25 protein-coding genes and 3 pseudogenes are annotated in these 26743 nt (G+C 67.1%); 15 read left to right on the top strand and 13 right to left on the bottom strand.

The annotated features are described in order from the left end of the window. The first annotated feature begins 344 nt into the window (after positions 1 to 344). On the top strand, positions 345 to 1244 hold the full coding sequence (locus LQ955_RS02510) for a hypothetical protein (RefSeq protein WP_231026668.1): 900 nt from the start codon (positions 345 to 347) through the stop codon (positions 1242 to 1244). A gap of 130 nt (positions 1245 to 1374) precedes the next feature. On the opposite strand, the gene LQ955_RS02515 is transcribed toward LQ955_RS02510, so the two are convergent. Continuing rightward, the gene (locus LQ955_RS02515; protein ID WP_231026669.1) at positions 1375 to 2433 is read right to left on the bottom strand and encodes an LLM class F420-dependent oxidoreductase; all 1059 of its coding nucleotides are present in this window, start codon (positions 2431 to 2433) and stop codon (positions 1375 to 1377) included. Between the two features lie 237 nt (positions 2434 to 2670). On the opposite strand from LQ955_RS02515, the gene LQ955_RS02520 reads away from it, so the two are divergent. Continuing rightward, a complete protein-coding gene (locus LQ955_RS02520) occupies positions 2671 to 3189 on the top strand; it encodes a hypothetical protein (protein ID WP_231026670.1) in 519 nt (172 codons plus the stop codon). Between the two features lie 64 nt (positions 3190 to 3253). Here LQ955_RS02520 and LQ955_RS02525 read toward each other — a convergent pair whose 3' ends face one another. Next, a complete protein-coding gene (locus LQ955_RS02525) occupies positions 3254 to 4174 on the bottom strand; it encodes an Fpg/Nei family DNA glycosylase (RefSeq protein ID WP_231026671.1) in 921 nt (306 codons plus the stop codon). A gap of 146 nt (positions 4175 to 4320) precedes the next feature. On the opposite strand from LQ955_RS02525, the gene LQ955_RS02530 reads away from it, so the two are divergent. Both LQ955_RS02530 and LQ955_RS02535 read left to right on the top strand, forming a co-directional pair. Continuing rightward, positions 4321 to 4611 (top strand): hypothetical protein, encoded by a 291-nt coding sequence (locus tag LQ955_RS02530; RefSeq protein ID WP_231026672.1) that lies wholly within the window; start codon positions 4321 to 4323, stop codon positions 4609 to 4611. Then, positions 4595 to 4945 (top strand): ribbon-helix-helix domain-containing protein, encoded by a 351-nt coding sequence (locus LQ955_RS02535; RefSeq protein ID WP_231026673.1) that lies wholly within the window; start codon positions 4595 to 4597, stop codon positions 4943 to 4945. Before LQ955_RS02530 ends, LQ955_RS02535 begins: the two co-directional genes overlap by 17 nt. Positions 4946 to 5010: 65 nt before the next feature. On the opposite strand, the gene LQ955_RS02540 is transcribed toward LQ955_RS02535, so the two are convergent. Further along, entirely contained in the window at positions 5011 to 6024 is a 1014-nt protein-coding gene (locus tag LQ955_RS02540; protein ID WP_231028235.1) for an LLM class flavin-dependent oxidoreductase, read from the bottom strand. A gap of 84 nt (positions 6025 to 6108) precedes the next feature. Here LQ955_RS02540 and LQ955_RS02545 point away from each other — a divergent pair, with 84 nt between their 5' ends. Both LQ955_RS02545 and LQ955_RS02550 read left to right on the top strand, forming a co-directional pair. After that, a complete protein-coding gene (locus LQ955_RS02545) occupies positions 6109 to 7107 on the top strand; it encodes an alpha/beta hydrolase (protein WP_231026674.1) in 999 nt (332 codons plus the stop codon). A 49-nt stretch (positions 7108 to 7156) separates the two neighbouring features. After that, complete coding sequence (locus tag LQ955_RS02550) at positions 7157 to 7339, top strand: hypothetical protein (protein ID WP_231026675.1); 183 nt, start codon at positions 7157 to 7159, stop codon at positions 7337 to 7339. Between the two features lie 23 nt (positions 7340 to 7362). On the opposite strand, the gene zwf is transcribed toward LQ955_RS02550, so the two are convergent. Beyond that, positions 7363 to 8829, bottom strand: a complete 1467-nt coding sequence (gene zwf, locus LQ955_RS02555; RefSeq protein WP_231028236.1) for a glucose-6-phosphate dehydrogenase — start codon at positions 8827 to 8829, stop codon at positions 7363 to 7365. Between the two features lie 194 nt (positions 8830 to 9023). Between zwf and LQ955_RS02560 the strand changes: the two genes are divergently transcribed. After that, complete coding sequence (locus LQ955_RS02560) at positions 9024 to 10526, top strand: ABC transporter permease (RefSeq protein WP_231026676.1); 1503 nt, start codon at positions 9024 to 9026, stop codon at positions 10524 to 10526. Between the two features lie 46 nt (positions 10527 to 10572). Continuing rightward, the gene (locus tag LQ955_RS02565; RefSeq protein WP_231026677.1) at positions 10573 to 11295 is read left to right on the top strand and encodes an ABC transporter ATP-binding protein; all 723 of its coding nucleotides are present in this window, start codon (positions 10573 to 10575) and stop codon (positions 11293 to 11295) included. A 144-nt stretch (positions 11296 to 11439) separates the two neighbouring features. Here LQ955_RS02565 and LQ955_RS02570 read toward each other — a convergent pair whose 3' ends face one another. Further along, positions 11440 to 11736 carry a DUF1905 domain-containing protein gene (locus tag LQ955_RS02570; RefSeq protein ID WP_231026678.1) on the bottom strand — a complete coding sequence of 99 codons (297 nt, stop codon included), beginning with the start codon at positions 11734 to 11736 and terminating at the stop codon, positions 11440 to 11442. A 2-nt stretch (positions 11737 to 11738) separates the two neighbouring features. Then, positions 11739 to 12158: a DUF3052 domain-containing protein gene (locus LQ955_RS02575; protein ID WP_231026679.1), complete on the bottom strand. Its 420-nt coding sequence runs from the start codon at positions 12156 to 12158 to the stop codon at positions 11739 to 11741. A gap of 140 nt (positions 12159 to 12298) precedes the next feature. On the opposite strand from LQ955_RS02575, the gene LQ955_RS02580 reads away from it, so the two are divergent. From LQ955_RS02580 to LQ955_RS20300, 6 genes and pseudogenes are all read left to right on the top strand, one after another. Further along, positions 12299 to 12859, top strand: coding sequence for a hypothetical protein (locus tag LQ955_RS02580; RefSeq protein ID WP_231026680.1), 561 nt, complete (start codon positions 12299 to 12301; stop codon positions 12857 to 12859). Between the two features lie 63 nt (positions 12860 to 12922). Continuing rightward, positions 12923 to 13663: a helix-turn-helix domain-containing protein gene (locus LQ955_RS02585; RefSeq protein ID WP_231026681.1), complete on the top strand. Its 741-nt coding sequence runs from the start codon at positions 12923 to 12925 to the stop codon at positions 13661 to 13663. Continuing rightward, complete coding sequence (locus tag LQ955_RS02590; RefSeq protein WP_231026682.1) at positions 13660 to 14562, top strand: Fic family protein; 903 nt, start codon at positions 13660 to 13662, stop codon at positions 14560 to 14562. Before LQ955_RS02585 ends, LQ955_RS02590 begins: the two co-directional genes overlap by 4 nt. A gap of 103 nt (positions 14563 to 14665) precedes the next feature. After that, positions 14666 to 14962 (top strand): annotated as a pseudogene (locus LQ955_RS20290) (DUF7059 domain-containing protein); the annotation flags it as partial. A gap of 522 nt (positions 14963 to 15484) precedes the next feature. After that, positions 15485 to 16036 (top strand): annotated as a pseudogene (locus tag LQ955_RS20295) (methyltransferase); the annotation flags it as partial. A 555-nt stretch (positions 16037 to 16591) separates the two neighbouring features. After that, a pseudogene (locus tag LQ955_RS20300) lies at positions 16592 to 16903 on the top strand (DUF7782 domain-containing protein); the annotation flags it as partial. Between the two features lie 128 nt (positions 16904 to 17031). On the opposite strand, the gene LQ955_RS02600 reads toward LQ955_RS20300, so the two are convergent. Further along, a complete protein-coding gene (locus tag LQ955_RS02600; RefSeq protein WP_231026684.1) occupies positions 17032 to 18471 on the bottom strand; it encodes a threonine/serine exporter family protein in 1440 nt (479 codons plus the stop codon). A 133-nt stretch (positions 18472 to 18604) separates the two neighbouring features. Between LQ955_RS02600 and LQ955_RS02605 the strand changes: the two genes are divergently transcribed. Next, a complete protein-coding gene (locus tag LQ955_RS02605) occupies positions 18605 to 18817 on the top strand; it encodes a hypothetical protein (protein ID WP_231026685.1) in 213 nt (70 codons plus the stop codon). Positions 18818 to 19283: 466 nt separating this feature from the next. Here LQ955_RS02605 and LQ955_RS02610 read toward each other — a convergent pair whose 3' ends face one another. From LQ955_RS02610 to LQ955_RS02635, 6 genes are all read right to left on the bottom strand, one after another. After that, positions 19284 to 20963 (bottom strand): dipeptide ABC transporter ATP-binding protein, encoded by a 1680-nt coding sequence (locus tag LQ955_RS02610; protein ID WP_231028237.1) that lies wholly within the window; start codon positions 20961 to 20963, stop codon positions 19284 to 19286. A 109-nt stretch (positions 20964 to 21072) separates the two neighbouring features. Beyond that, on the bottom strand, positions 21073 to 22149 hold the full coding sequence (locus LQ955_RS02615) for an ABC transporter permease (RefSeq protein WP_231026686.1): 1077 nt from the start codon (positions 22147 to 22149) through the stop codon (positions 21073 to 21075). Positions 22150 to 22151: 2 nt separating this feature from the next. Next, complete coding sequence (locus LQ955_RS02620; protein ID WP_231026687.1) at positions 22152 to 23249, bottom strand: ABC transporter permease; 1098 nt, start codon at positions 23247 to 23249, stop codon at positions 22152 to 22154. After that, positions 23246 to 24901, bottom strand: a complete 1656-nt coding sequence (locus LQ955_RS02625; protein ID WP_231026688.1) for an ABC transporter substrate-binding protein — start codon at positions 24899 to 24901, stop codon at positions 23246 to 23248. Before LQ955_RS02625 ends, LQ955_RS02620 begins: the two co-directional genes overlap by 4 nt. 210 nt (positions 24902 to 25111) lie before the next feature. Next, positions 25112 to 25900 carry a dienelactone hydrolase family protein gene (locus LQ955_RS02630; RefSeq protein WP_231026689.1) on the bottom strand — a complete coding sequence of 263 codons (789 nt, stop codon included), beginning with the start codon at positions 25898 to 25900 and terminating at the stop codon, positions 25112 to 25114. Between the two features lie 89 nt (positions 25901 to 25989). Further along, on the bottom strand, positions 25990 to 26661 hold the full coding sequence (locus LQ955_RS02635; RefSeq protein WP_231026690.1) for a hypothetical protein: 672 nt from the start codon (positions 26659 to 26661) through the stop codon (positions 25990 to 25992). Positions 26662 to 26743: the final 82 nt, after the last annotated feature.

Here is a 26743-nt window from a genome sequence, read left to right on the forward strand (position 1 = left end):
GCACGGAACTTTCTGACCGAGATTCCCTCCACACTCAAGCCTCACACCGAATCCTGCGATTCGCAGCACGGTAGAGAGCGTCACTGATTCTTTGATAACTCGTGGCATTCTCTGAAAAAGCGCCGATCAATGCGGTTCGACCAGAGGCTTGTGCGTTCGACGAGCAAAGCGATTTCCTTCTCCGGGCTGACGGAGCAGGAAATCGCAGCCGTGGGCTCGGTCGTGTTCTTGCCGTGGGCTCGGTTGCGTTAAGCCGTGGGCTCGGGCGCGTTTCGCCATGGGTGACAGCCGTGAGTGAGCCGTAGATGACGGCCGAGTGACAGTCGTGCGCGAGAATTGACGTGATGATCTCGCCGCCCTACCTCTATGCGCGGGGCAGGCGTCGCCCGCCCGACGTGCTGCTGCGGTCGATTCCGCCGTGGTTCGGCAGCTACGTCGAACCGTTCCTCGGCGGGGGAGCGCGGGCGATCGCCGTGATGCAACGCTTCACCGACACGACCGTTCGCCTGAACAGTCAGAGCGCCGAACAGCTGCTGGTCTGGGCGGAGCTGCAGAACGAATCCGAGACGCTGATCGACCTGGTCGAAGAGCACGCTGCCCGGCACGATTCGAGGCACTTCGACGAGGTGCGGCGGTGGGGCAGCGACGGCACGCTGGCCGCGAAGAGCGACGCCGAGCGGGCGGCCCGATTCGTGTACCTCAGTGGCACGGCCGCGGGCAACGCTCTCGCCGGAGCGGTCGACGATTTCGCAGATGCCACTCTGGCCCGCGACACGGTGGCATTCGACCCCGTGAATCTGCGGGCGCTTTCGCGGTTGCTGGTCGGGCGCGACGTGCGACTGGATGCCCGGCCGCTCTTCGACCTGCTGCCGGTCATCCACGAAGACGACGTGGTCTCGCTCGAACCGCCCGCCGGCGCATCACCCCGAGAGCTGCGGAGCTTCGTGGGTTCGGTCACCGCGAAGGGCGCGTTTTTGCTGCTGAGCGGTCCCGGCGGCTCTGGTCGCTCTGGCGGTGCGGGTGCGGGTGGCGGGGGTGGCTCTGGTGGTGCGGGTGCGGGTGGCGGGCGTTGCTCTGGTGGCGCGGGCGCGGGTGTCCCGGGCTCCACCCGAGGCTCGGCGCCCTGGTTCGATTCCGATGCCCCGGCGAGCTGGCCCGGCCTCACCCGCGTCGACGGCGCCCCCGGCGACCCGCCGGAGTGGCTGAACGGCGCCCTTTCCCGGGCCCTGCGCGCAGCGCGCTAGCCGCGGCCGCCTGCGCCCTCCGCCGCCGCGCGGGCGCTGGCGGCGCTGAGAGCGACACTTGCGGACGAGATGAGCCGCCGCGGACGTCGCTCTCGTCCGCAAGAGTCGCGCTCGTGCGAGAAGCCGGGGGTCAGCCCCGCGGAACGAGCGCGCGCACGGCCTCGATGGAGGCGATGCGCCCCGCGGGGGACTGCGCCAGGGGCTGCACGAGCAGAGTCGTCGCGCCCGAGGCCTCGAACGCGGCGAGGCGATCGCGCACCTGGGTCTCGTCGCCGATGAGCGCGGTCGCCCGAACGAGGTCTTCGGGCACGGCTTCTGCCGCGGCATCCTTCTCGCCCGCGAGATAGAGCTCTTGCACCCGAGCGGCTTCGTCGGCGTAACCGTAACGCACGGCGAGATCGTTGTAGAAGTTCGCCCCGCGCGCACCCATGCCGCCCACATACAGGGCGATGCGCCGGCGGTAGGCGTCGAGCATCCGATCGGCGTGGTCGCCGATGTACAGCGGAACGGCAACGATCGTGTCGAGTGCACCCAACCCGGGGTCGCGTTTGGCGAGGCCGGCCGCAAGCGCGTCGCCCCAGGCGGCCTGAGCGTGGTCGGGGTGGTAGAACAGCGGCAGCCAGCCGTCGGCGATCTCGGCCATCTGCGTCACAGCGCGCGGCGTGAGCGCTGCGATCGAGATCGGGATGCTCGGCCGCACCGGCTCGTTGATGATCTTCAGCGGCTTGCCAAGTCCGGTTCCCTCGTCGGCGGGCAGCGGAATGCGGTAGTTTTTGCCCTGGTGCTCGACGCGCTCGCGGCGCCACACCGAGCGGCAGATCTCGACGGTCTCGCGGAGGTGCCCGAGCGGAGCTGTGAACGGAACGCCGTGAAAGCCCTCGATGACCTGCGCGCCCGATGTTCCGAGCCCCAATTCGAAGCGCCCCTTCGACACGGAATCGAGCCCGGCCGCGGTCATGGCGATGAGGGTCGGCGTGCGCGAATAGATGGGCAGGATGGTCGAGGTGAGGGTGATGGTCGAGGTGACAGCCGCGAGGTATCCGAGCCGGCTCACGGCGTCGAACGAGTACGCCTCGGAGACGGCGACGACCTCGGCACCGACCCGTTCGAACTCGACCGTCTCGGTGGCCGCCTGCGCAAAATCGTCGGAATAGTCGATCGTGACGCCGAGTCGCATCGTTGCACCCATTTCTGCTCGCTGCCGCCGTACTGACCGGCGCACAGGTAGCGTACCCGACGAGCCGGCGTCTCGGACGTGTCGGCGGTCTCGCGTGGTGTGGGCGTTCTGGCATGGTGTCGGCGGTCTCGCGTCGCGTCGGCCGCCTGGCGTCGTGTCTGCCGTCTGGTGTCGTGTCTGCCGTCTGCTGTCGTGCAGCCGACCAGGTGCGGCGCTGACGCGTGAGAGGCTGGGGCAGGGAGGTGGGTCATGATTCAGAACAACGCGGCGCCCCGGATGGCAGACGCCTGTGCCGCCTTGTGCGCGATGGCCGACCGTCTGGCGCAGGCGCGAGGGCAGGAACAGACGCAGTCGAAGGCGCGGGCTCAGGCTCAGGCGCAGGCGCCCGGCACGGGAGATGCAGCGGGCGGCGAGCGCCGTTATCTCGTCGAATTCGGGCGTGCTGGTGCGGGCATCCCCGCGGGACCGCTCTGGTTCGTCGCCGCCGGTGCAGGTGGCCGCAACGTCTTTCGCGGCCGCGGATTCCGTCCCGAACTCGACGACGGCTCGAACGGGCAGGCGCGGCACTTCGCGGGCATCGTGGCTGCGGCCGCGCGCATCGGCGCGCCCGCGACGCGGTGGATCTCGATTCACGTTCGGCGCGACGGCCTCGAGACGGCGGACGGCCGACTCACCGAAGTGGCGCTCGAGTTCGTCACGGGCATCCGTTCGGGCGACATCACGCCTGCCGGCGCCTCGACGTGGCTGCGTGCTCGCCTCTGCGCCTGAGACGTGACCGCCGTGCCCGCGTGGCCTGTCACGTTGGGCTTCGCAGGCGAGCCGCCGCGAGAAGTTACTTGAGCAACCGCGACAGCACCCGGTCGGCCAGCGGCTTGCCGCCGGTCTGGCAGGTGGGGCAGTACTGCAGCGACGAGTCGGCGTACGTCACCTGCCGCACCGTGTCACCGCACACGGGGCAGGCCTCGCCGGTGCGGCCGTGCACCTGCAGGCCGAGCTTCTTCTCGCGCTTCAACTCGGAGGCCGCGAGGCCGTCGGATCGTTCGATCGCGCCGCGCAGGGTCACCAGCATGGCGTCGTACAACCGCTCGACCTCGTCGTCGGCCATCGCGGCCGGCTTGAAGGGTGACATCTTTGCGGTGTGCAAGATCTCGTCGGAGTAGGCGTTGCCGATGCCGGCGATCACCGACTGGTTGCGCAACACGCCCTTGATCTGGGCGCGGCCGGCGGCCCGCAGGATGCCCGCGAACTGGTCGAGCGTGAACGTGGGGTCGAGCGGGTTTGGCCCGAGACGGGCGATTCCGGGCACGTCGTTCGGGTCGCGCACCACGTAGATCGCGAGGCTTTTCTTGGTGCCGGCCTCGGTGATGTCGAGCCCCGATCCGGGCGGATCACCGCTCTCGTCGAGCACGAGCCGCGCCGCCAGCGGCCCGCTTCCAGCGCCCGGGCGCCCGCCGCGGCCCGGCTTGACAACGGGTGGGCCTTCGCGCCACCGGATCCAGCCCGCGCGGGCCAGGTGCATCACGAGGTGCAGCTCTTCGCCGGGGCTCGAGTCTGCGTGCGGAGTGAACGTCAGATCGAGAAACTTGCCGTGCCTCGTGACCCCCACGATCATCCGCCCGGCCAGCGCCGACGTCGGCGGGTCGAAGGTCTTGAGCGCGGCGAACGACACCACGTCGAAGCGCTCGAGCGTGCGCCCCACGAGGCGCGCGCCGAGGTCGGCGACGAGCGCGTACACCTCTGGTAACTCAGGCACCCCTCAAGTATGCCGCCGCCCACCGACACCCTGCCCTTCTCGAGACGAGTTTGTCACGTCGGTACTCAGCACAGATAAGGTGACGTTTAGTCATTTAAGATCTGGCAGCAGTAAACGGCTACAAAATGGGGACACAGAATGGTATCGTGGTGGCACCGAGATGGACCGAATCAAGTTGGAAGCATGGCATCGATCGTCTTGATCAGGTTTTTGCACTGGCTAACGCAACGTTTGTGGATGAACTCGATCAGCCTGAAACCGATGGGGGTCGCGTGAGAATTTACATCGGCCCCCGGCATTCGCAAACAGACGACGAGATTGAGCTTCTCGTGAAGTACTTTCCCGACGGGCGTGAGGCGGTCGTCTTTCACGCGATGCGGCTCGGTCCGAAATATCGACGATATCGAGAAGAGCACTCTGATGGATTCCGAAGCTGATTACGATGCACTTGCTGCCTTGCTCACCGACCCTGATGCGCCCGTTCGAAGTGCGGGAAAAGCACTGCACGGAGCCGCCGCGGCAGCGGCTGGCCGCGAGTTCTTGTTGCGCGAGTACGGCAGCGAAGAGGAGCTACGCGCTGCGCTACGCCCTGGCCGCCCACGCATCGGAGCGCCGTCCGCAAGTGGCGAGTCGCCCACGGTGCGAGGCCGCATATCCGAGCGTGACTATGCCGCCTTCAAGACCCTCGAGTCGAAGACGGGCAAAAAGCAAAGCGAGCTAGTGCGAGAAGCGATTCACTTGCTGCTTGTGGAGAACAAGCTCGCCAGCTGATGCCCCGAGACGTGCGAGAGGGGAGCGGCCGCCAGGTGTTACGGGGCTCCAGCCCTTAGCGGCCGTCAGACCGAGGCGCCGAGCATCGCGTCGGCGGTCAGCTCGACCGAACGGAGGCGTTCGGCGACGTGCTGCGACTGGTGCGCGACGATGAGTTCGTCGGCGTTCGCGGTGGCTGCGAAGTCTTCGAGAAAAGCCCGCACCTCGTCGCCCGTACCGGCGACGGAGTACTTCATCATGTTCGCGAGGTGATGACCGTTCGGCGTGAGTAAGAAGTCATCGATCTGCTCGTCGCTGTATTCCGGCGTGGCCGGCCCGCGCGAGATCATGCCGCGCACGCGGGCACGGCGTGTGGTGAGGAACTGTTCGCGGGCGTCGGCGGCGTCATCCGCTGCGATCACGTTGGCGCCGGCGATGACCCACGGCTCGCTCAGAACTCCGTCTCCGGTGAGGTCGGCGGGCTTGAACTCGCGGCGGTACAGGGCCACGGCTTCGTGCAGAGCATCCGGTGAGAAGTGCGACGCAAAGGCGTAAGGCAGGCCGAGCATGGCAGCGAGCTGGGCGCCGAACAGTGACGACCCGAGAATGTACAGCGGCACGCGAGTGGATGCCCGGGGCGCGGACTGCACGCCAGGAATACGCGATTCGCCCCAGAGATACCCCTGCAGCTCGACCACGTCTTGCGGAAAAGAGTCCGCCGACATCGGGTCGCGGCGCATCGCCCGCATGGTGGTCTGGTCGCTGCCCGGGGCGCGCCCCAAACCGAGGTCGATGCGACCCGGAAAAAGCGTCTCGAGGGTGCCGAATTGTTCGGCGATGATGAGGGGAGCGTGGTTCGGCAGCATGATGCCGCCGGCGCCGAGACGGATGCTCGAGGTATGAGCGGCGACGTGCCCGATGAGTACGCTCGTGGCCGACGACGCAATCGTCGGCATGTTGTGGTGTTCGGCGTACCAGACGCGCCGGTAGCCGTTCTTCTCCGCGGTCTGGGCGAGCGCAACGCTCGCCGCGAAGCTCTCTCGCGCCGTTTCGCCGGGTGCGATGGGGGCGAGGTCAAGAATAGAGAGAGGTATCGACATGCTCTTCTCAACCATCACGGCGCTCAGTTCCTTCCCGCTTTTTCTTCCTGCGACGGGTGCGTGGCGCTCGATAGGGTGAGAGGCATGGCAGGCCGCATCCTCAGACCATGGCCCGCTATCGGGTTGATTCGTCGGCTGTTCACGAAGGGCGCTCGTGACACCGTGGCCGAGATGCAGCGGCACGCGGTCGACGCGCCGCTCGTCGAACACCCGGACGTGCCGTACGGGGCCGGGGGAGCAGTTGGTACCGGGGCTGCAGGGCCGACACTGAGCGTCTTCGCGCCGCGTGGCACCGAAAGCAGTGACATCGACGACCTCAGCGATACCAGCGCCCTCCCCACAGTCGTCTGGATCCACGGCGGCGCCTGGATCTCGGGCGTCAAAGAAGACGTCGACCCCTACCTGCGGCTGCTGGCGCAGCGCGGCCTCACCGCAGTGAGTCTCGACTACAGCATCTCGCCCGAGGTGACGTATCCCACAGCGCTCGCCGAACTGAACGCCGCCCTGGGGTTCTTGTCGCTGAACGCCGAAACCTTCGCAGTGGATGCCCGGCGCTTCATACTCGCGGGTGATTCCGCCGGCGCCAACCTCGTCACCCAGCTTGCTGCCCTCACCACCGACCCCGACTATGCCACACAGGTCGGCATCGAACCGGCCCTCGCGGCCGAGCAGCTTCGAGCGGTCATCCTGCACTGCGGCATCTTCGACGTGAGCGAGATTCCCGAAGCTCCCGGGCTCGGCGGCTGGGGATTTCGGCGGGCTCTTCGTGCCTACCTCGGCCAGAAAGAGTGGGCCAGCACCGCCGGAGCCGGGCAGATGTCTACGCTGAACCACGTCTCTGCCGCTTTTCCGCCCACGTTCATCTCTGCCGGAAACGGTGACCCGCTCACGGCGAGCCAGTCCCGCCCGTTCGCCGAGCGGCTGCGCGCGCTCGGGGTGCCGGTCACGGAACGCTTCTATCCCGACGATCATGTGCCTGCGCTGCCGCACGAGTACCAGTTCCACCTCGACTTCGCGGATGCCCGTGTCGCTCTTGATACGACCGTCGAGTTCGTGCGCGAACACGCCGGCCTCGCAACCTGACCCTGCGGGAGTCTGGAGTATCGGCACTCGACGCCGATAGGCTGGCGACATGTCGAACCTCAAGGCCCAGGCCTACCTCAAAGAAGCCCGCGAAAGTGCCAGTCTCGCCGCCTACGACGTGCAGAAATTCGAGTCGGACACGCCCGAGCGCCAGGCGATCCACAACCTGCTCACCGCTCTCGACAAGGTCATCGAGACCCTCGACGCCCTCGCCGACGACGAGCCCGCCTGAGCGGCCCCGCCGAGCCTGGCGTCTCAGTCTTTCGACGGCCGCCAGGCGCGCTCGAAGGGCAAACGCCAGGCGTTCGGAGCAACGAGCTGGTGGATGGCATTCGGGCCCCAGGTTCCCGGAGCATATGTGCGCACGGGCGGCGGGTCTTCGAGCAGCTCCCCTGAGATCTCCCAGAGCCGCTCGATGCCCTCGGCCGTGGTGAACAGCGTGTGGTCGCCGCGCATCGCGTCGAGAATCAGGCGCTCGTACGCCTCGAGCACGTCGCCCGCCCGCTCGTGGTCGTGCAGCGCGAACTGCATCGAGAGCTTGTCGAGCTTCATGCCCGGCCCCGGGCGCTTGCCGTAAAACGACAGCGACACCTTCGACGCGTCGGCGAGGTCGAAGGTGAGGTGGTCTGGCCCGCTCTTTCCGACGCCTGACCCGGCCGGAAACATGCTCTTCGGCGGCTCGTGAAACGCGATCGAGATGATGCGCTGCCCCTCGGCGAGCTTCTTTCCGGTGCGCAGATAGAAGGGAACGCCCGCCCAGCGCCAGTTGTCGATCTCCACCTTCAGCGCGACGAAGGTCTCGGTCTCCGACTCGCGTGACACCCCGGGCTCGTCGCGATACCCGCCGTATTGCCCGCGCACCACGTTCGCCGGGTCGATGGGCCGCATCGAGCGAAAGACCTTGTTCTTCTCCTCGCTGATGGCTCGCGGCTCGAGGGCGGTCGGCGGCTCCATGGCCATGAACGCGAGAATCTGAAAGAGGTGCGTCACCACCATGTCTTTGAACGCGCCGGTCGATTCGTAGAACTCCGCGCGGCGGTCGAGCCCCAGCGTCTCGGGCACGTCGATCTGCACGTGCGCGATGAAGTTGCGGTTCCAGATCGGCTCGAACAGACCGTTGGCGAAACGGAACGCGAGGATGTTCTGGGCCGGCTCCTTGCCCAGAAAGTGGTCGATGCGAAAGATCTGCGCCTCTTTGAACGTCTCGTGCAATTTCGCGTTCAGCGCCACCGCGCTCGGCAGATCGGTGCCGAACGGCTTCTCCATGATGACGCGGGAGTGGTCCACGAGGTCGGCGTCCGACAGCATCTTCACGACGGCCAGTGCGGCCTTCGGGGGAACGCTCAAGTAGTGCAGCCGGCGCGCACCCTCGCCCAGCAGGGCCTCGGCGGTGCGCACGGCCTCGGCCAGGGCATCCGGACCCTCGTTCTGCCCGACATACGTCAGGCGCGACGCGAAGCTCTCCAGCTGCTCGTCAGAAAGCGGCCGGGTGCTGAATTCGTGACACGCCTCGATGGCGAACTCGCGGAACGAATCGTTGTCATACGGCTCGAGCGACGTTCCCACGATGCGGATGCTCGGGGCCAGCGACGAGAGCACGAGATGCGCCAGGCCGGGTATGAGTTTTCGCCGCGCGAGATCGCCCGTGGCGCCGAACAGCACGACGACGTGCGGGGCGATGGCGGTCGAGAGGTCGAAGTGGTCGGGTTCGTCGGGAATCATGCTCACTGTCGAATAGTGGCAGCGCAGAGTGGCCGGCGGGGTTGCCGCAAACAAACCTTCACGTGAACGAAACATGCCCGTATCGCAGAGCCAGATGAAAACCTCACTTTTGCATACGCCGTTCATAGAACCGGCATAGTTTCGCCATAGGGCGCCTTCGTACCGTCAATTCAGACCCCATACGAAGGAGCCCCATGTTCGGTACATACCTCAGGCGAGAGCTCGTCAATCGGCGAAAACAGACCATCATCATTTCGATCGGCATGGCCCTGGCGATCGGCCTGGTCATTCTGGTCAACTCGATCTCGGCCGGCGTGCAGGGCGCGCAGGCCTCGGTGCTGCAGTCGGTTTACGGCGTCGGCACCGACATCACGATCAGCCAGGCGGCGGCCGCACCGACCGCGGGGGCGAACCCCGGCGGCCAGTTCAACTTCGGCTCGGGATCCGGATCGACCTCGGGCGGCACGACGACCCTGGCGCAGTCGACCCTCACCGCGAGCCGCACCGAGACGGTCTTCGCCGACACCGCACTCGCCACCGTGCAGGGCACGTCGGGCGTCTCGGCCGCGACGGGAACGCTCTCGCTCACCAACCAGACCTTCAGCGGGCAACTGCCCGACCAGTCCGCCTCCGGCTCGACCGGCGGCGCCGGCGCTGCGCCCGGCTCGGGTACCGACTCGACTCAGACGATGCCGACGGGCGGCGCGGATGGCGCCGGCGGAAGCGCGTTCGACGTCAACAGCTTCACGGTGCTGGGCCTCGACCCCACCGGGAGCTCCGTCGGCCCGCTCTCGGCCGTGACCCTCGCCACCGGCCGCCTGCTCGACGCCTCCGATGTCGGCACCGACAACGTCGTTCTCGACAGCAGCTACGCCACCTCGGCCTCGCTCGCCACCGGCGGCACCATGGACATCGGCGGAACGACCTTCACCATTGTGGGCACCGTCTCATCGACGGGTTCCGACAGCGTCACTGCCTCGAACGCCTACATTCCGCTCGACGTCGCTCAGACCCTCTCGAGCAACGCCGGCATGATCAGCAACATCTACGTCACCGCCGCCAACTCGGGCGATGTGGATGCGGTCGCGGCCGCGCTGCAGACCGCCCTGCCCGACGCGACCGTCTCGACGCAGGCCGACCTCGCATCGACCGTCTCGGGATCACTCTCCACCGCGTCGTCGCTCATCGCGAACCTCGGCACGTGGTTGTCGCTTCTCGTTCTCGCTGCGGCCTTCTTGATCGCGATTCTGTTCACGATCTCGGGCGTCACCCGTAGAACCCGTGAGTTCGGCACACTGAAGGCCGTCGGCTGGAGCAACCGCCGCATCGTGAGCCAGGTCGCCGGTGAATCGGTGGTGCAGGGCCTCATCGGCGGGGTGATCGGTATCGCCGTCGGGCTGGTCGGCATTCTCGTGGTGAACATCATCGCCCCGACGCTGAGCGGTTCGGCTGCCTCGACCACGGCTGCTGCCGGTGGCCCCGGCGGCGCGGGCGGAGGCCCCGGCGGTGGTGGCTTCGGCGCTGCTGCGCAGGCCGCCGCTTCGACCACCACGGTGGCGCTGCAGGCGCCGGTGACGATCGGCATCATCCTCATCGCCGTGGGGCTGGCTGTGCTGGGCGGACTGCTGGCAGGCGCAATCGGCGGCTGGCGTGCAGCCCGGCTGCGGCCCGCTGAGGCGCTGCGGTCGGTCGGCTAGTACCACGGGCATCCGGAACCAGACGAATTCATTAGGAGAAAAGCACATGTACGAACTGAAGAACGTCACGAAGACCTACAACGCTTCAAAACGAAAGGTCACGGCGCTCGACGGCGTGACGCTGAGCATTCCCGACGGGCAGATGGTGGCCATCCAGGGGCCGACCGGTGGAGGCAAGTCGACCCTGCTGCAGATGCTCGGCGCGCTCGACCGGCCGACCTCCGGAGAGGTTCAGCTCGGGGCGTCGATGCTGTCGAAGCTGGGGGATCACAAGCTGGCCGAGATCCGTGCGAAAGAGATCGGGTTCGTGTTTCAGGGTTTCAACCTGATTCCGACGTTGACCGCGCTCGAGAACGTCGAGACAGCGCTTGCCCCGCTGCCTGTCTCGGCGGCCGATCGTCGTCGTCGTGCTCACGAGGCACTCGAGTCCGTCGGGCTGGCGGAGCGTGAATCGCATTTGCCCGCCGAACTGTCGGGCGGGCAGCAGCAGCGCGTCGCCATTGCGCGTGCGCTGGTGAAGTCACCGGATGTTCTGCTCGCCGACGAGCCGACGGGAGCCCTCGACGAGGGTACTCGCGACGAGATCATGGACCTGCTCGAAAGTTTCTGGCGAGACCAGGGCCTGACGCTCATCATCGTGACGCACGACTCCGCCGTCGCCCGTCGCGCCGAGCGCCGCCTGCACATCAAGGGCGGCAAGGTCACCGAGGTGGGCGCCTCTCCGTCGGCGGCCTCGCGCGCCGCCGCCCCCGCCCCCGCGGTGGCCTAACCCGGCGAGCGGCGTCGAGAGCGACGTTTTCGGACCAGAGCGACCGCCCCGGCGGCTCATCTCGTCCGAAAACGTCGCTCTCGGCGCCGGTCCTCCGCACGGGGTGGCGTGGCGGCAACCGCGCAGTCGATCGCGCAAGTCGCGTCACATCTGCGTTTCTACTCCGATGCGCACGGTGTCGCCGAGGTCGACGCGCTCGGATGCCCGCACCGAAGCCTTGATCGGAACGACGTAGGCCGAACCGTCGGGAAAGATCGACGTCGACCAGCGCGACGCGCCGAGCGTGACCTGCACTTTGACCGAATTGAAGCCGGCGGGCGGGTGCGGCTGATCCGTGATCTCGGCGCTGATGTCGTCGGGCAGGCGGGCGAACACCCACTTCTCGCGCCGCGCCGCCCACTGGTACAGCTCGGCTTCGAACTCGTAACGGATGCCAGCCACGGTCAGCTCCTCTTCTCGCCTGGCGCGGTGGGCGCCGCGCCGACCCCGCGGTTCTCCACCCGCCACACGAACTTCAGCGCCGACCAGTCGGTGTCGAGCGCCGCCACCTTCACATCGACCAGACCGAACTCGAGCGCGGCCCCGCGCACTACCGCGTCGCCGAGATCACTGACGTGGCCGCCGGCTTTGCGCGGCCACGCGATCCAGAGTGCACCAGCGGGAAACACACGCCGCGCCAGGCTGGGGATGCGGGGCGACAGTTCGGCGGCCCGCCGCACGAAGGCGACGATGATGTCGGCGGGCTCCGCTGCCGAAACCTCGACGAGACCCGCGGGCGGAGTGTCGAGCATCCACCCGCCCGGCGCCTGGTCGAGACAGACTCGCAGACCCGGCTTGAGGCCGAGTTTCTGCGCCTGTGTCATGGCACGATTCTAGGCGAGCGAAGGGCGGCCGAGCGCGGCACCGAGACGAGTCGACTGACGCAAAATGTGTCGCTTATAACCACAAGACGTGCCCTCCGCAACAGCTTGCCGCATCGTCGGCACCGCGAGAGAGTATTGCGATGAGACGCATTTCGTACGCAGGCGAATCGTTCGTCACGTCAGACGGCGTCGCCGACGCGCTCCTGCGACTCATCGCCGCGCTGGGGGTCAACCACACGTCAGCGGCTGTCGAGATTCCGGTCTTTCACGTGCGGCAGGGCGGGCGGATGCTCGGCGGAGCCCTGAGCGCGGGCCTCAGCCGTGCCAACCAAGGCCGCGCCGGGCTCAGCCGGGCAGGTCGGGCCGGATTCAGTCGCGCGGGCATCAGCAGCGCTGGTCGAGCCGGCCGCGCCAGCCTCAACCGCGTCGGTCGGGCCGGCCACGCGCTGGCCGGCCGCCGGTCGCTGGGTGGTTTTCAGGTCGAGATGGTGCGGTTGGTCGCCGGCCCGTCGACGGCTATCGTCAGCCGTGTCGAAGAGGTCGGGCACGCCGCCATCGGCGAGGAGTTCAGCGCTGATGCGCTCGCCGCCATCGAGCGGCTCGACGAGTATACGGATTCGCTCGGGGGAGCGCGGGCGATCATCCACGCGCATCCGCACGGCGAAGTGGGCTTCGACTACGACGGGCTCGAGTCGATCTGACTCGGGCGGTGGCGGTTGTGGTTACGTTGCATTTATGCAACGTCTGGCGATAGAATTGCATATATGCAACGATTCGAGATTTTCGACGCCTGGATGACCGCGTCTGGTCTCAGTGCTGCCGAAATCGCGCGACGCTCCGGACTGTCGGCGTCGACCATCCACCGCATCCGGCGCGGCCTGGCCGACCCTACTGTCGGCACGCTTCGTGAAATCGCCATCGCCTGCGGGTTCGACCTGAACTTCGAGCCCCAGGCGCTCAGTGACCCGCATGCTGCCGCCGGCGCGCGCCTGCTTCTCGAAAGCGGTTATGCCTCTCTCGACCCGAACTCAGTCGAATGGGCGGCACGCCTCACTCGGTTGGCGCCGGAAGAGAGCCCGCTCGAGGTCGTTCTCGCGGCCAGTGCCGCGTCGAATCCGCTGGCGCGCCCGGGTGCCGTTCATCTGTCCGGTCGAACGACGACCGGAATGCTCGCGTCGGCGGCGTCGAATACCGCCTCCGAGTGGGCGATTTCCGGGTCGCCCGGCATCGATCTGCCTCCTCGCCAAGCGGTCCTCGAGGGGCACGCTCTTCTCTGGACCAGTGATGTCACCCTCGTCAGCAGCCTGCTGCACGAGTCGTTGCGCGTCGTGCCGCACCCGGCCATCGCAACAGTCACAATTGTCGCGGCCGAATCGCAGCTGTTCACAGGCTCGTTCGACTTCGACGCGATCACGTTTGCGGCTCCGTTGCAGATCATGCTCGACTGCTTTGCTATCGGCGGCGACTCCGCGGCTCAAGCACGGGAAATTGTGAGCACCTGGTGAGCGATTCGAAAGAGCCGAGCCGCGCAACTGGCGCCCGAGGCGCTGGCAGGGGTTGGGCGCAGACCGCCAGCGAGTATGTGCAACGGCGATCCACGGTAGCCGCTCGGCGGCCGACGGGTTCGCTTCCGGCACGAGACGACGCCGCTCGTCGACGAGAGCAACTCGATCTCACGGGAATCACCTGGGGCGAGGTCGACTTCTCGCCGATCACGGCGTCAACGACCGATCGGGCTCGCGCGCGTTTTCGTGCCCGGTTACCCGAACTCATCTGGAACACCGCCGCCTTAGAAGGCAACGCGTTCACCCTGCCCGAAGTTCGCACTCTGCTCGACGGCGTCACGGTCGGTGGTCGGCGCACCGACGACGAGCGGCAGATTCTGGCGCTCAGCGAGGCCTACAGCTCGCTCGACGAGATGGTCGCAACAGGCGGCTTCGCTCTCGACAAGGTCACCTCTGACCGACTTCACTCTGAGCTCGCCCTCCACGAGTCCATCGAATCAGGGCACTTCCGGGGCCAGGGCAGCGTTCACGGTGGCGGTTCTGTCCGGTTGTCGAATGGAGGCTTCGTCGAAGGCCTCGATGCCGGGGCGAACGGCGAGACGCTCGTCGAGTTGCATCAGAACCTACTCGGCCACCTCGCCACGATTCCGGATGCCCGACAGCGCGCTCTCGTCTACAACGCCGCCGCCACGCGGTACCAGTTCTACTTCGACGGCAACAAGCGCACCGCACGACTCCTGATGACGGGCGAACTCATGACGCACGGCTTCGACGCCACCAACATTCCCTTCGCGAGGCGACTCGAGTACAACTTGGCGCTCGACACGCTCTTCGAGACGGCCGATGCGACAGAACTGCTGAGTTTTCTCGTGTCTTGTGCTTCTGTGCGCGTTTCCTGAGCGCGGGCTGGTGGTGTTGGCGCTGCCAGCGCTGCTGGTGCCGCCGCCGCTCGCGTTGTTGCCGTCGCGCGAGCGCGGTGCGCGACTGAGGTTGAATGGAGGGGTGAGTTCTTCCCTGATAGCAGCGCTACGGCGCGACCTGGTCACGTCGTCGTTCAGCGTCGAGACGGTGGGTGAGCTGTGGGGCGAAGATGCCGCGGCGGCCCTCTTTCGCGGGCAAAGGCTGCCGGCCATTCGCGCTCTCCGGCGGCGGCGGCGTGACGGCCTCGCGCTGTCGCGGGCGGAGACGCTCGCCGCCCTGTTCGTGCTGAACGTGCCGGTGCCCCGGGCCGACGTGGATGCCGCGCTCCCCACCCTCGGTTCGGCGGGCGCCGAGCAGCTGGGCCTCGTCGGCCCGGCGCCGGCGCCGGCCGCTGCTGCCGCCGCTGCTGCTGCTGCTCGTGCTTCTGCTTCGCCCGTCGCCCTGGCCGCCCGTGCCCCTGCTCCTGCTGCACCTGCACCGGCTCCGACCGTCGTTGCCGGCGCCCCGGTCGCGAAAAACAGCGAAGATTTCGAGGGGGAACCCGCTATAGGCGGCCACGCCCCCGAAAGCTCCTCCGTTTCCGCGGCGTCTACGACCGCGCCCGCCGGTTCCGACATGCGTGCTTCCGCCGCGACATCCTTCGCCGATGCGCGCGCCACCGCCGCATCGCCGCCCACCGACAGCGCCGTGCCCGCTGACGGCACCGCGCCCGACCCCCGCACCGCTGCCTCCGGCGCCGGCGCCACCGCGCCCGAAACCGACGGCGCCGTGCCCGCCGACGGCACCGCGCCCGCGTCCGAAACCGGCACCACCGCGCCCGAAACCGGCACCACCGCGCCCGAAACCGGCACCACCGCGCCCGACACCCTCGCCACCGCGCCCGACACCCTCGTCGCCCTGCTCGACCTGCGCCCCTACAGCTTCGTCGACACCTTCGGCGCGGGCAGCTGGTGGATCGCCTCCGACCTCGGCGAGGTGGCCCTCGGCGGCCGCCCGCTCGACGAAGACCATGTGCTCGGGGTCGGGGGAGCATCCACCACCCTCAGCGGCCTCATGATCAACCAACCCGTGGGCCGGGTGCTCGACCTGGGCACCGGATGCGGCATTCAGGCCCTGCACGCCTCGCGGCACGCCCGCGCGGTGATCGCTACTGATATCTCTGAGCGAGCCTTACATCTGGCTCGCTTGAACGCCGAGCTCAACGCGATCGACAACATCGAGTTTCGGCTCGGCAGCCTGTTCGAGCCGGTCGCGGGGGAGCGCTTCGACCAGATCGTGTCGAATCCGCCCTTCGTCATCACTCCTCGCCGCGAAGGAGTGCCCGTGTACGAGTACCGCGACGCGGGCTTCGTGGGCGATGAACTGGTGGCAACGGTCATCCGGGGCTGCGAAGAGCACCTCGCGCCCGGCGGAATCGCGCAGTTGCTCGGCAACTGGGAGTACCGCACCGGTACGGTATCGGCCGCAGGGTCGGCCGCTCCCGCGACCGGCGCCACCGCCTCGGGTGCTGCCGTGTCGGGAGTTGGTGCGGTATCGGCGGCAGGTCCTGCCGCTCCCGCGACTGGCGTCGCCGCCTCGGGCGCCGCCGTTGCGGGCGCCGCGGCCCCGCGCGCCGCGACCCCGGCCGCCGCCTCAGGCGCCGCCGACGGACTCGACCGAGTGCGCGACTGGCTGCAGGGCAGTAGCCTCGACGCCTGGGTCATCGAGCGCGAGCTGCAGGATGCTCCGCAGTACGCCGAGACCTGGATCCGTGATGGCGGCACCCGCCCCGGCACCCCCGAATTCGACGAGTTGTACGCTGCCTGGCTCGACGACTTCGAGGCGCGGGGCGTCTCGCACGTCGGATTCGGCTACGTGCTGCTGCGCAACAACCGCAACAACCGCAACAGCACCGCCGGATCGCCCCCGATGCGCCGTTTCGAAGAGCTGAGCGGCGCGCGGGGGTCGAATCCGGCGGGCCTCGGGCAGTACTTTCAGACCAGCCTCGAGGGCTACGACTGGCAGAAGTCGAAGAGCGACGAGGCCCTGCTCGCCTCGACCGTGACCTACGCGCCAGACGTCACCGAAGAGCGCCACTACTGGCCCGGCCAAGAGAACCCCACCGTCATGACGCTGCGCCAGGGCAGCGGATTCGCGCGCACGGTGCCGCTCGGCACGGCACTCGCCGCGCTCGTGGGAGCCTGCGACGGCGAACTCACCATCGGCCAGATCTGCGGCGCCATCGCCCACCTGCTCGACGTGAATGAGCTCGAGCTGCTCGTCGACGTACTTCCGCGCATGCGCGACCTCCTAACTGACGGCTTCCTCCTGCCCCTCTAACTTTCTCCCCCTCCCACCCGATCGACTTTGCGAAAAAGCCCCCAAGATCGCGGGTTTGGGGGCCTTTTCGCAAAGTCGATCTCAGAGGGGGGGCAAGGTGGCGAGGGGAGGGGAAGAGGGAGGGGGGCTCAGGAGGGCACGCGGCGGGAGCGGGTGAAGTCGCGGGTGAGGCCCGTGCCCACGAGTATGCCCAGGGCGATCGAGAACAGCGAGATACCCGTGTTGACGAGCGTCGTTACACTTGCCGCGCCCGAGCTCACCGAGGTTCCGCCCGCGCTTTCGCTGATGCCGATGAACCCCAGCGCGCCGGGAACCAGCAGCCAGAACGACGCGAGCATCATGACGGTCGCAGGCGGTGCGGTGCGAAACCGCGTCAGAAACAACGCCAGCGGAACGACCACGAGCGCGCCCACGAAACCCGACAGCAGCGGTCCCAGAAATATCGCCCCGATCGTCTGTGCGCCGTACGACGCGAACAGGGCAACGAGGATCCACAGGAACGATCGCCTCGGCGCCGACAAGAAGAACACGAATCCCACCCCGACCAGCGCGACCCCCGCCAACGCAGACCACCAGCCGAGTCCGTGGCTGGTCACGACCTCGGTGCCGCCGTGGGTCACGGTCAGCCCGGCGATCACACCGAACGCCAACAGCAGCAGTTGCGCGACCCCGTAGACCACGCGGCTGGCCCCGGCGATGATCTGGTTGCTGGTCAGCTCGATCGACGCGACCGTGAGTGTCAGTCCGGGCAAGAAACTCACGAGCGCCGGAGCGATGAGCTTGAGCGGGCTGTCGCCCGCTGCCCCGGCGAGAAAGAGGGTGGTGATCACGGTGACGATGAACGAGGCGAACACCGGCATCGCGCTGCCGAGCGTGGGCAGGCGTTTTCCGAGCAGCAGCAGCCCACCCACGATGGCGCCCAGCAGAATGTACGCGGGAATGGCGGCCGCGGTGGGGTTCAACGTCAGCCCGAAACCGAGACAGAGCACGGTGTGGCCGACCACGGTCATCCACGGCCCGAATCGCGGCGGGGAGGTACGGATGCTCGCGAGCCTGTCGAGCGCCGCATCAGGGTCGAGCGTGCCGCGGCGGGCGTCGTTCACGAGCTCGTCGATGGCGGCCGCCTGGTCGAGCCGAATCGACAGCGTGGCGACCGTATCGAGGTCGGTGCGCCCCGGCCTTGCCACCAGGTCTTCGGCGCTGTACTGGCCGAGCGGACGTTTCGTGTGCGGGCCGACGGCGCGTTGCGACCCGGTTTCGGTCGACACTGCTCCCGCCACGGGAGCCTCGCCCGGTCCCGCGACCGCGTCGAGCTGCAGGATGACCAGGGTCGGCAGCACGGCTATGCGGATGCCCGTGAGATTGTAGATCTCAGCGATCTCGTAGAGCGTGGCTTCGACATCATTGGTTGCCTGGCTCGAGGCGAGCATCGCCACACCGAGGGCACGCAACATCGTGAGAATGGCCGTGTCTTTGGCCTCCTCGTCGTCACGCTCGGGCGCCGGAGCCGGTGGCTTGAGCGTGCGCCCCCACTGGTGCTGCAGTGTGCGCCACGGATTGAAAGCCATACCTGCATCCTCCCAGATTCAGTGATCCAGCAATGCAATCCGTCAAGCTCTCGTGACTGCCTACCACCGCCGATAGGCTCGAGAGAGATCGACCGGGTGCACCCGCGCCGGCGACATCGACAAGGAGAAACACGTGAGCGACACCGTCTACACCGCCATTCTCGACAGCGGCAGCAGCACCGAATCGATCGAACTCGAGTTCATCGAGGGCCTGCCGCAGAAGTCGCTCGTGCGCACCGCAGACATCGACGGCGAGCCAGCCGAAGTCGTCTGGGAACTCGACCCCGACGCGGCCGAGTACACCTATCGCCCCACCGAGATCCAAGAGGGCGCCGACGCTGTATAGATTTGTGCGCCGCCGCGTGCTTATTTCGTGCGCCGCCGCCTCTGCGGCGCGCTGCCGGCGGTTGTTTTGACGCCGTGGTAGTTGCGCCGGGAGACGAAGAAAGCGACGAGCGTCGTCGCCGCTTTCTTCCGATTCCGTGGGTGCGACGCCGCGTCACTGAGCCTGGGTTTCGCACCCTTTGGCAAGACGGCACCCGTTCGAAGGGGTGCGATCTTGCCAAGCCCGGCGGATGCCGCGGAGACGCACCGCGACCGCGGAGCGGACAAGGCCGATCGGCGGTAGTTTGGCGCAAATGCGGTAGTTCGAACTACCGCGCGGGCGCCGAAATACTGCGCGAGCGCCAAACTACCGCGCATCCGCCGAACTACCGCGTAGGGATCGCACGACCGCCCGGGCGCCGAACCACCGCGCGGGCGCCGAACTACCGCGCAGGCGCCGAGCACCCACCGCGCGACCCGCGAGCGGCTCAGGCGGGCTCGGCGGCGCGGAGGGCGCGCAGCGCCTCGCGGCGGGAGGCCTGTTCCACGGGGTCGGGCACGGGGAGGGACGCGAGCAGCCGCTGCGTGTAAGGGTGCTGGGGAGCACCCAGAACCTGGGCACCCGTGCCCTCTTCGACGAGCTTGCCGCGATACAGCACCGCGATGCGATCCGCGAGCAGGTCGACGACGGCGAGATCGTGGCTGATGAACAGCGCCGCGAACCCGAACTCCTTCTGCAGCGAAGCGAACAGTTCGAGCACCCGCGCCTGCACCGACACGTCGAGCGCCGAGGTGGGCTCGTCGGCAATCAGCAGCGTCGGTTCGAGCGCGAGGGCACGGGCGAGGCTGGCGCGCTGGCGCTGTCCGCCGCTGAGTTCGTGCGGAAAACGGTCACCGTACGAGGCGGGCAGTTGCACGGCTTCGAGCAACTCGTTGACGCGGGGGCGGGCCCCGCGGGCATCCCGAGCCCGGCCGTGCACCACGAGCGGCTCGGCCACACAGTCGGCGATGGTCAGCAGCGGGTTGAAGCTCGAGCCCGGGTCTTGAAAGACGAAGCCGATGTCGCTGCGGGTCTTCTTGAAGGCTCGCTCGCGAACGCCGTTCATTTCGTGCCCGAGCACCTGCAATGACCCGCCGCTGACGCGAGTCAGGCCCGCGATGGCACGCCCGATGGTGGTCTTGCCCGATCCGCTCTCGCCGACCAGCCCCAGCACTTCTCCTGCGCGAATCTCGAAGCTCACTCCGTCGACCGCGACGAATGGGCTGCGCCCGAAGCGGCCGGGGTACTCGATGCGCAAGCCCGAGGCGGTGACGACGGGTGCGGCCTGGGCCCACGCGGCGTCGCGACCGGATGCCCGTTCCGCCGTCTGCAGCGAACCCTGCCCCACGTGCGGAACGCTGGCGAGCAACCGCTTCGTATAGTCGGCCTGCGGGCTCGAGAACAGCGTGACCACGTCGGCCTCTTCGACGAGCTCGCCCTGATACATCACGGCGACCCGGTCGGCCAGATCGGCCACGACACCCATGTTGTGCGTGATCAGTACGATGGCCGCACCGAACTCGTCACGGCAGCGGCGCAGCAGGTCGAGAATCTCGGCCTGCACGGTGACGTCGAGCGCGGTCGTCGGCTCGTCGGCCACGATGAGACCGGGGTTCAGCACCAGCGCCTGCGCAATGACGACGCGCTGCTTCTGCCCGCCCGAGAACTGGTGCGGGTAGTAGTTGACGCGCGTCTCGGGGTCGGGAATGCCGACGCGGCCCAGAATCTCGATCGCCTTGGCCTTCGCCTCGGCGCGCGAGTACTTTCCGTGCGCGCGCAGCGCCTCGCCGATCTGCCAGCCCACGGTGTACACCGGGTTGAGCGCCGTCGACGGCTCTTGGAACACCATCGACACCTGCTGGCCCCGGATGCTCCGCAGCTGTTTTCTCGAAAGCTGAACCACGTCGTTCGAGACACCGGCGCTGGTCAAGACGATCGCGCCCCGCGCGGTCGCGGTCTCGGGTAGCAGGCCGAGGATCGACTTCGCCGTAACCGTCTTACCCGACCCGCTCTCGCCCACGATGGCGAGTACCTCGCCGGGGTTCACGTGCAGGCTGACCCGGTCGACGGCCTTGATGGCACCGGCGTCGGTGGCGAACGACACCTCGAGGTCGCGAATGTCGACCACGGGCGTGACGGGGGTGGCTGTCGCGGCACCGGAATCGACGCTGCCCGAGACGGCCGCGGGGCTCAGCGCAGCCGCATTGCTCGCAGCGGGCGTTTCACCCGCAGATCGTTCATCGGTCACGGTCGTCGCCTCCTTCGGTGTCTTCGAGCCCGGCGAGTCCGCCCGGCCCCGCCTCGAGCGGCCCGCCCGGCACAACCGAGGTCGCCGCAATCGAACCCGATGCCGCAGCAACCGCACGACGGCCACGCAGGCGCGGGTCGGCGAGGTCGTTCAGGCTTTCGCCGACGAGTGTCACGCCGAGCACCGAGAGCACGATGGCGAGGCCCGGGAAGATGGCCGTCCACCAGATGCCACTGGTCACGTCGCTGAGCGACTTGTTGAGGTCATAGCCCCACTCGGCCGCGGCCGTCGGCTCGATGCCGAAGCCGAGAAAGCCGAGCCCGGCCAAAGTCAGCACCGCCTCGGACGCGTTGAGCGTGAAGATCAGCGGCAGCGTTCGGGTCGAGTTGCGCAGCACATGACGGAACATGATGCGCGGCGTCGACGCCCCGATCACCATGGCCGACTCGACGAACGCCTCGCTCTTGATGCGCACCGCCTCCGACCGGATCACCCGGAAGTACTGCGGAATGTAGACCACCGTGATGGAGATCGCGGCCGCCAGAATTCCGCCGTAGAGGTTCGACTGACCACCCGAGATGACGATCGACATCACGATGGCCAGCAGAAGCGACGGAAAAGCGTAGATCGCGTCGGCGATCACCACGAGAACCCGGTCGAGCCAGCCGCCGAGGTAGCCCGACACGAGCCCGAGGAACACACCGACGAAGATCGACAGGATGATCGCCACGACCATCACCTCGAGCGCCGTCTGGGCGCCCCAGATGACCCGCGAGAACACGTCGTACCCGCCGACCGTGGTGCCCCAGATGTGGCTGGCGCTCGGCGGCTGCTGCGAGCCGAACGGCCCGCTGGCGTCGCGCAGTTGAGCAAAACCGTACGGCGCGATCCACTGCGCGAAGACCGCGCAGATCACGTAGACCGCGGTGATGATCAGCCCGGCGACGAGCATTCCGCGCTGCAACCCGACGCTCTGCCGCAGCTGATGCACGACGGGAAGCCGACTGAACAGGCTGGGCTTAGGCGGTTTCGACGACAGAACGGGGGGAGTTGTCGTTGCAGTCATGCTCAATACCTCACCCTCGGGTCGATGATGGCCGCAGCGACATCGACGATGAAGTTGGTGATGGCGACGATCACCGCGAGCAGGGCGACGATGCCCTGCACCGCGACGAAGTCGCGGGCGCCGAGGTACTGGGCCAGCTGAAAGCCGAGTCCCTTCCACTCGAACGTCGACTCCGTCAAAACTGCGCCGCTGAGCAGAAGGGCGATTTGCAGACCGATGACGGTGATGATGGGGATGAGTGCGGGCTTGTAGGCGTGCTTGCGCACGAGCCGGTATTCGCTGACGCCGCGCGAGCGTGCAGCATCCACGTAGTCGGTGTTCAGGGTGCCGATGACGTTGGTGCGCACGAGCCGCAAGAAGATGCCCGCGGTCAGCAGGCCGAGGGTGACGGCCGGCAGAACCGCGTGCAGCAGCACGTCGCTGATGACGGCCGGGTCGCCGGTCTGAAAGGCATCGATGAGGTAGAAGCCGGTGGTATGCGGCAGGTCTTGCATCTCGAACTCGCTGCCCGTACTGGCTCTGCCCGCCACGGGCAGCACGTTCAGCCACACCGAGAAGATGAGCTTGAGCAAAATGCCCGCGAAGAACACCGGTGTCGCGTAACAGAGAATCGCGAAGACGCGCAGCACCGCGTCTTGGCCCTTGTCGCGGAAATACGCGGCGACAAGACCGAGCGGAATGCCCACGATGAACGCCACGATGAGCGCGTAGAACGCCAGCTCGAGCGTGGCGGCGCCGTAGGTGACCAGAATCGTGGTGATCGGCCGGTTGTCGCTGATGCTGGTGCCGAAGTTGCCGGTGGCGATCTGGCCGAGGTATTCGAAGTACTGCACCAGAATCGGCCGGTCGTAACCGGCGGCATGGATGCGCTCGTGAAGCTGCGAAGCGTTCAGGCGACCGCCGAGGGCCGCCGTGATCGGATCGCCGGTCAGCCGCATCAAGAAGAAGACGAGCGTGACCAGAATGAAGATCGTCGGAATGATCAGTAAGAACCGAACGATGATGTAGCGGCCGAGGCCGCCCCCGTTACGCTGCTTCTTGAAAGTCGTTGTCGACTCTGCAGCGGTCTCGGGGGCAGCCTCTGAGATGAGAGAACTCAACCCTTCGACAGCGCCGCGTAACGGAACTTGAACGAGGCGTCGAGCGTGTCAGCCGCGCCGTTCACGTTCGAGCCGACGACGGCGACCTGAGCACCCTGAAGGTACGGGATGGTCGACAGGTCGCCGGCCACCTGCTTCTGGATGTCTTCGATCTCGGCGGTGCGAGCCGCAGGATCTGTCTCGCCGACCTGCTTCGTGATCTCGTCTTGCACCGTGGTGTTGTTGTAGTGGTTGGCGAGGAAGTTGTCGGCTGAGAAGAACGGCGTCAGGTAGTTGTCTGCGTCGGAGTAGTCCGGGAACCAGCCGAGCTGGTACTCGGGGTACACGTCGTTCGTGCGGTCTTTGGAGTACTGCACGTAGTCGGTGGTCTGCAGGTTTACGGTGAACAGGCCGCTCGACTCGAGCTGGTCTTTGATCAGCGCGTACTCGTCGGCCGATGAGGGGCCGTAGTGCTCGGAGACGTACTGCAGGTCGAGCGTGACCGGTCCGGTGACGCCGGCGGCGGTCAGTGCAGCCTTCGCCTTGTCGAGGCTCGGGCCGCCGTTGCCGTCGCCGTACATGTCTTTCAGCACCGTGGTGGCGCCGGTCAGACCCGCGGGAACGTACGAGTACAGCGGCGTATAGGTGTCTTTGTAGACCTGCGTGGCAATGGCCTGCCGGTCGATGAGATCGGCCACGGCCTGGCGAACGGCCAGGGCCTTCGCAGGGTCGGCGTCAGTCGCCGTTGCGCCGTACGGCATCGTGTTGAAGTTGAACACGATGTAGCGGATCTCGCCGCCGGGCCCGTCGACGACCTTGACCTTGCTGTTCGTGCTCAGGTCGGCGATGTCGGTGGCCGAGAGGCTGCGGAACGCCACGTCGATGTTGTTCTGCTGAATGTCGAGCTTGAGGTTCGCCGACTCTGCGTAGTACTTGACGTTCACCGTGGGGGTCTTCGCCGCACCGAGCAGGCCCTGGTAGTTCGGGTTCGCCTTGTACTGAATCGTATTGTTGAAGTCGTAGCTCGTGATCGTGTACTGACCGGCGAACGCGTTGCCCTTGACGATGTCGTTGTCGGGCGTGAGCGCGGTGGCTGAGAAGACCTGCTCGTCGACAATGGGGCCGGCGGGGCTCGAGAGCACCTGCGGGAAGGTCTGGTCGTTGGGGGTCTTCAGGGTGAAGACGACCGTGGTGGGGTCGGGCGCCGCCGTGCTGACGAGGTTGCCGAGCAGCGAGGAGGGGCCGTTCTCGTCGGCGATGCTCACCACGCGATCGAAGCTGAACTTCACGTCAGACGAAGTCAGGTCGTCGCCGTTGGCGAACTTGAGGCCCGACTTGAGCTTCACCGTGTATTCGGTGGGGCTGGTGAAGGTGCCGGAGACCGCGATGTCGGGCTTCACGTCGGGGCTGCCGTACGGCGTGTTCATGAGGAACGGGTACACCTGGTTCTCGACGGCGAACGAACCGTTGTCGTAGGAGCCCGCAGGATCGATCGTGGTGATCTTGTCGGTGGTGCCGACCGTGATCGAGCTGGCGGAGGCACCGCCCGTCGACGAGCTGTTGCCGCCGCCGGAACAACCGGCGAGCACGAAGGCGGAGGCCGCCAGTGCGGCCGTCACCCCGATCAGACGTTTGGTGCGCGGGCGCGCATCGATGCGGGGCAGTGACGGCATTGGCGTCTTCCTCTTCTTGTGGGGTGCACACGGGAGATATACACGGGGCTACAAAAAAATGCGCGCGGGAAGAAGATTGTTCATCCCGCCGCGCATTGCTGTGTAGACAGTATTAACCCCCCGGAGAGGTGCCGCCGTTCGATACGCAGGATTTTGTTGCCAAACGCAAACTTCTCGCGCGATCTGTGCAAATGCACAGGATTTCGGCGTCTAATCCAGCCCAGACAGAGCTTCTTCGAAGAAAGCCAGGGTTCGCTGCCAGGAATCCTCTGCGGGGGCGGCCCGATAGGCGACTTCGTTCGAGTCATTGAAGAAGGCGTGGCCCGCTCCCGGGTAGACCACAGCGGTGAAGCTGGTGCCCGATTCGCGCATGCGCGCGTTCAGCGTGGGCAGGGCATCCATCAGGGGTGCGTCGTCTTGACCCACGAAGTACAGAATCGGGCACGAGATCTCGCGCAGCAGTTCGGTGCTGTAGTTCGCGTAGCCGTAGTACGGCACGGATGCCCGCACCCGGGTTTCGGCCAGCGCGAGGCTGAAGGCATAGCTGCCTCCGAACGAGTAGCCCGTGACCGCGATGCGCCCGTCGATGCCGTTCTGTTTCTCGAGGTACTCGACGGCGGCGATGAGGATGGTCAGCGCCCGGGTGGCGAACTCCGGTGCGGCGACGGGCGCCATCAGCTCGCCGAGTCGTGTTTGGGCACCGCGCTGAACCTCGGGGTCGGCGTCGCTGAGACCCCGCTGCAGTTCGCTCGCGACCGCGGGGTCAAGGGCGGCATCGCCCATCAGGTCGGGCGCGAGCGCGAGGTACCCGGCGGCGGCGAACCGATCGGCGATTCCGGTGATCTGCGGAGTGAGCCCCCACACCTCGTGGATGACCACGACGCCGCCCTTGAACTCGTCCAGCGGCAGTTCCGGTGCGGCCAGGTAGGCGTCGAAAGGCACGTCATGCGACCCGAGACGGAGGAACGGAGAAGACGACGGGGAGCCTGATTCTGACACCAGACGAGTCTAGGGTGCACGAACGAAACGGGCCCCGCCGTGATGGCGGGGCCCGTTTCGGGGGATGGTGCTGTGCTGTGAGGTGCGTGCTACTTCGTGTTGACCGTGATCTTGGCGATGCCGACCTCGAGCTTGTCGGTGACGGCCGTGGTGCCGTAGGTCTTGTTCAGCAGTGCAGCAGCGTCAGGCGACACATAGACCGTGGTGCCCTCGAGAATGGCGGTGTCACCCGAGGTCTGCAGGGGCTTCAGCGTCGAACCGTCGAGGTTGAACAGGTAGGCCTGCTTGGCGACTGAGGCGCCGTTCGCTGCGACGTCACCGTACAGCTTCGAGGTGCCGGGGTCGATCGTGAAGTTGGTCAGGTCGACCTCGATGCCGCCACCGGTCAGCGACAGGCCGGATCCTTCGTGCTCGATGCTGCCCTGAACGTACGGGCGGTAGGACTGGGTCGGGTCGTAGTACTTCACGTTGCCGCCCGTGATCGGAAAGGCGAGAACGCCGGCGTCGGAGAGGGTCGCGGTGCCGAGCACGCCGGGCGTGAGTTTCAGCGTCTTCAGTGCGGCGAGGAAGCCGGGGTCGACGGTCACCTCGGTGTCGACGCCGGTCAGGTTCGGAATCGAGGCGACCGGAGTCGGAGTCGAGGAGGTCGAAGCGGAGGGCGACGAAGCGGTCGACGTCGACGATGACGAGCAGGCGGCGAGCGAGAAGGCGAGTGCGCCAGATGCAGCGACGGCCAGAACGGCGGTGGTGAATTTACGCATGGGATGGAATCCTTTTCTGTGGGGAGCGACCCGGTGGGCCGATCCGTTGGTGTCGGTGATTGCCTGACACCATGAGTTCGGC

It is taken from the genome of Subtercola endophyticus, assembly GCF_021044565.1.
GTDB lineage: Bacteria > Actinomycetota > Actinomycetes > Actinomycetales > Microbacteriaceae > Subtercola > Subtercola endophyticus.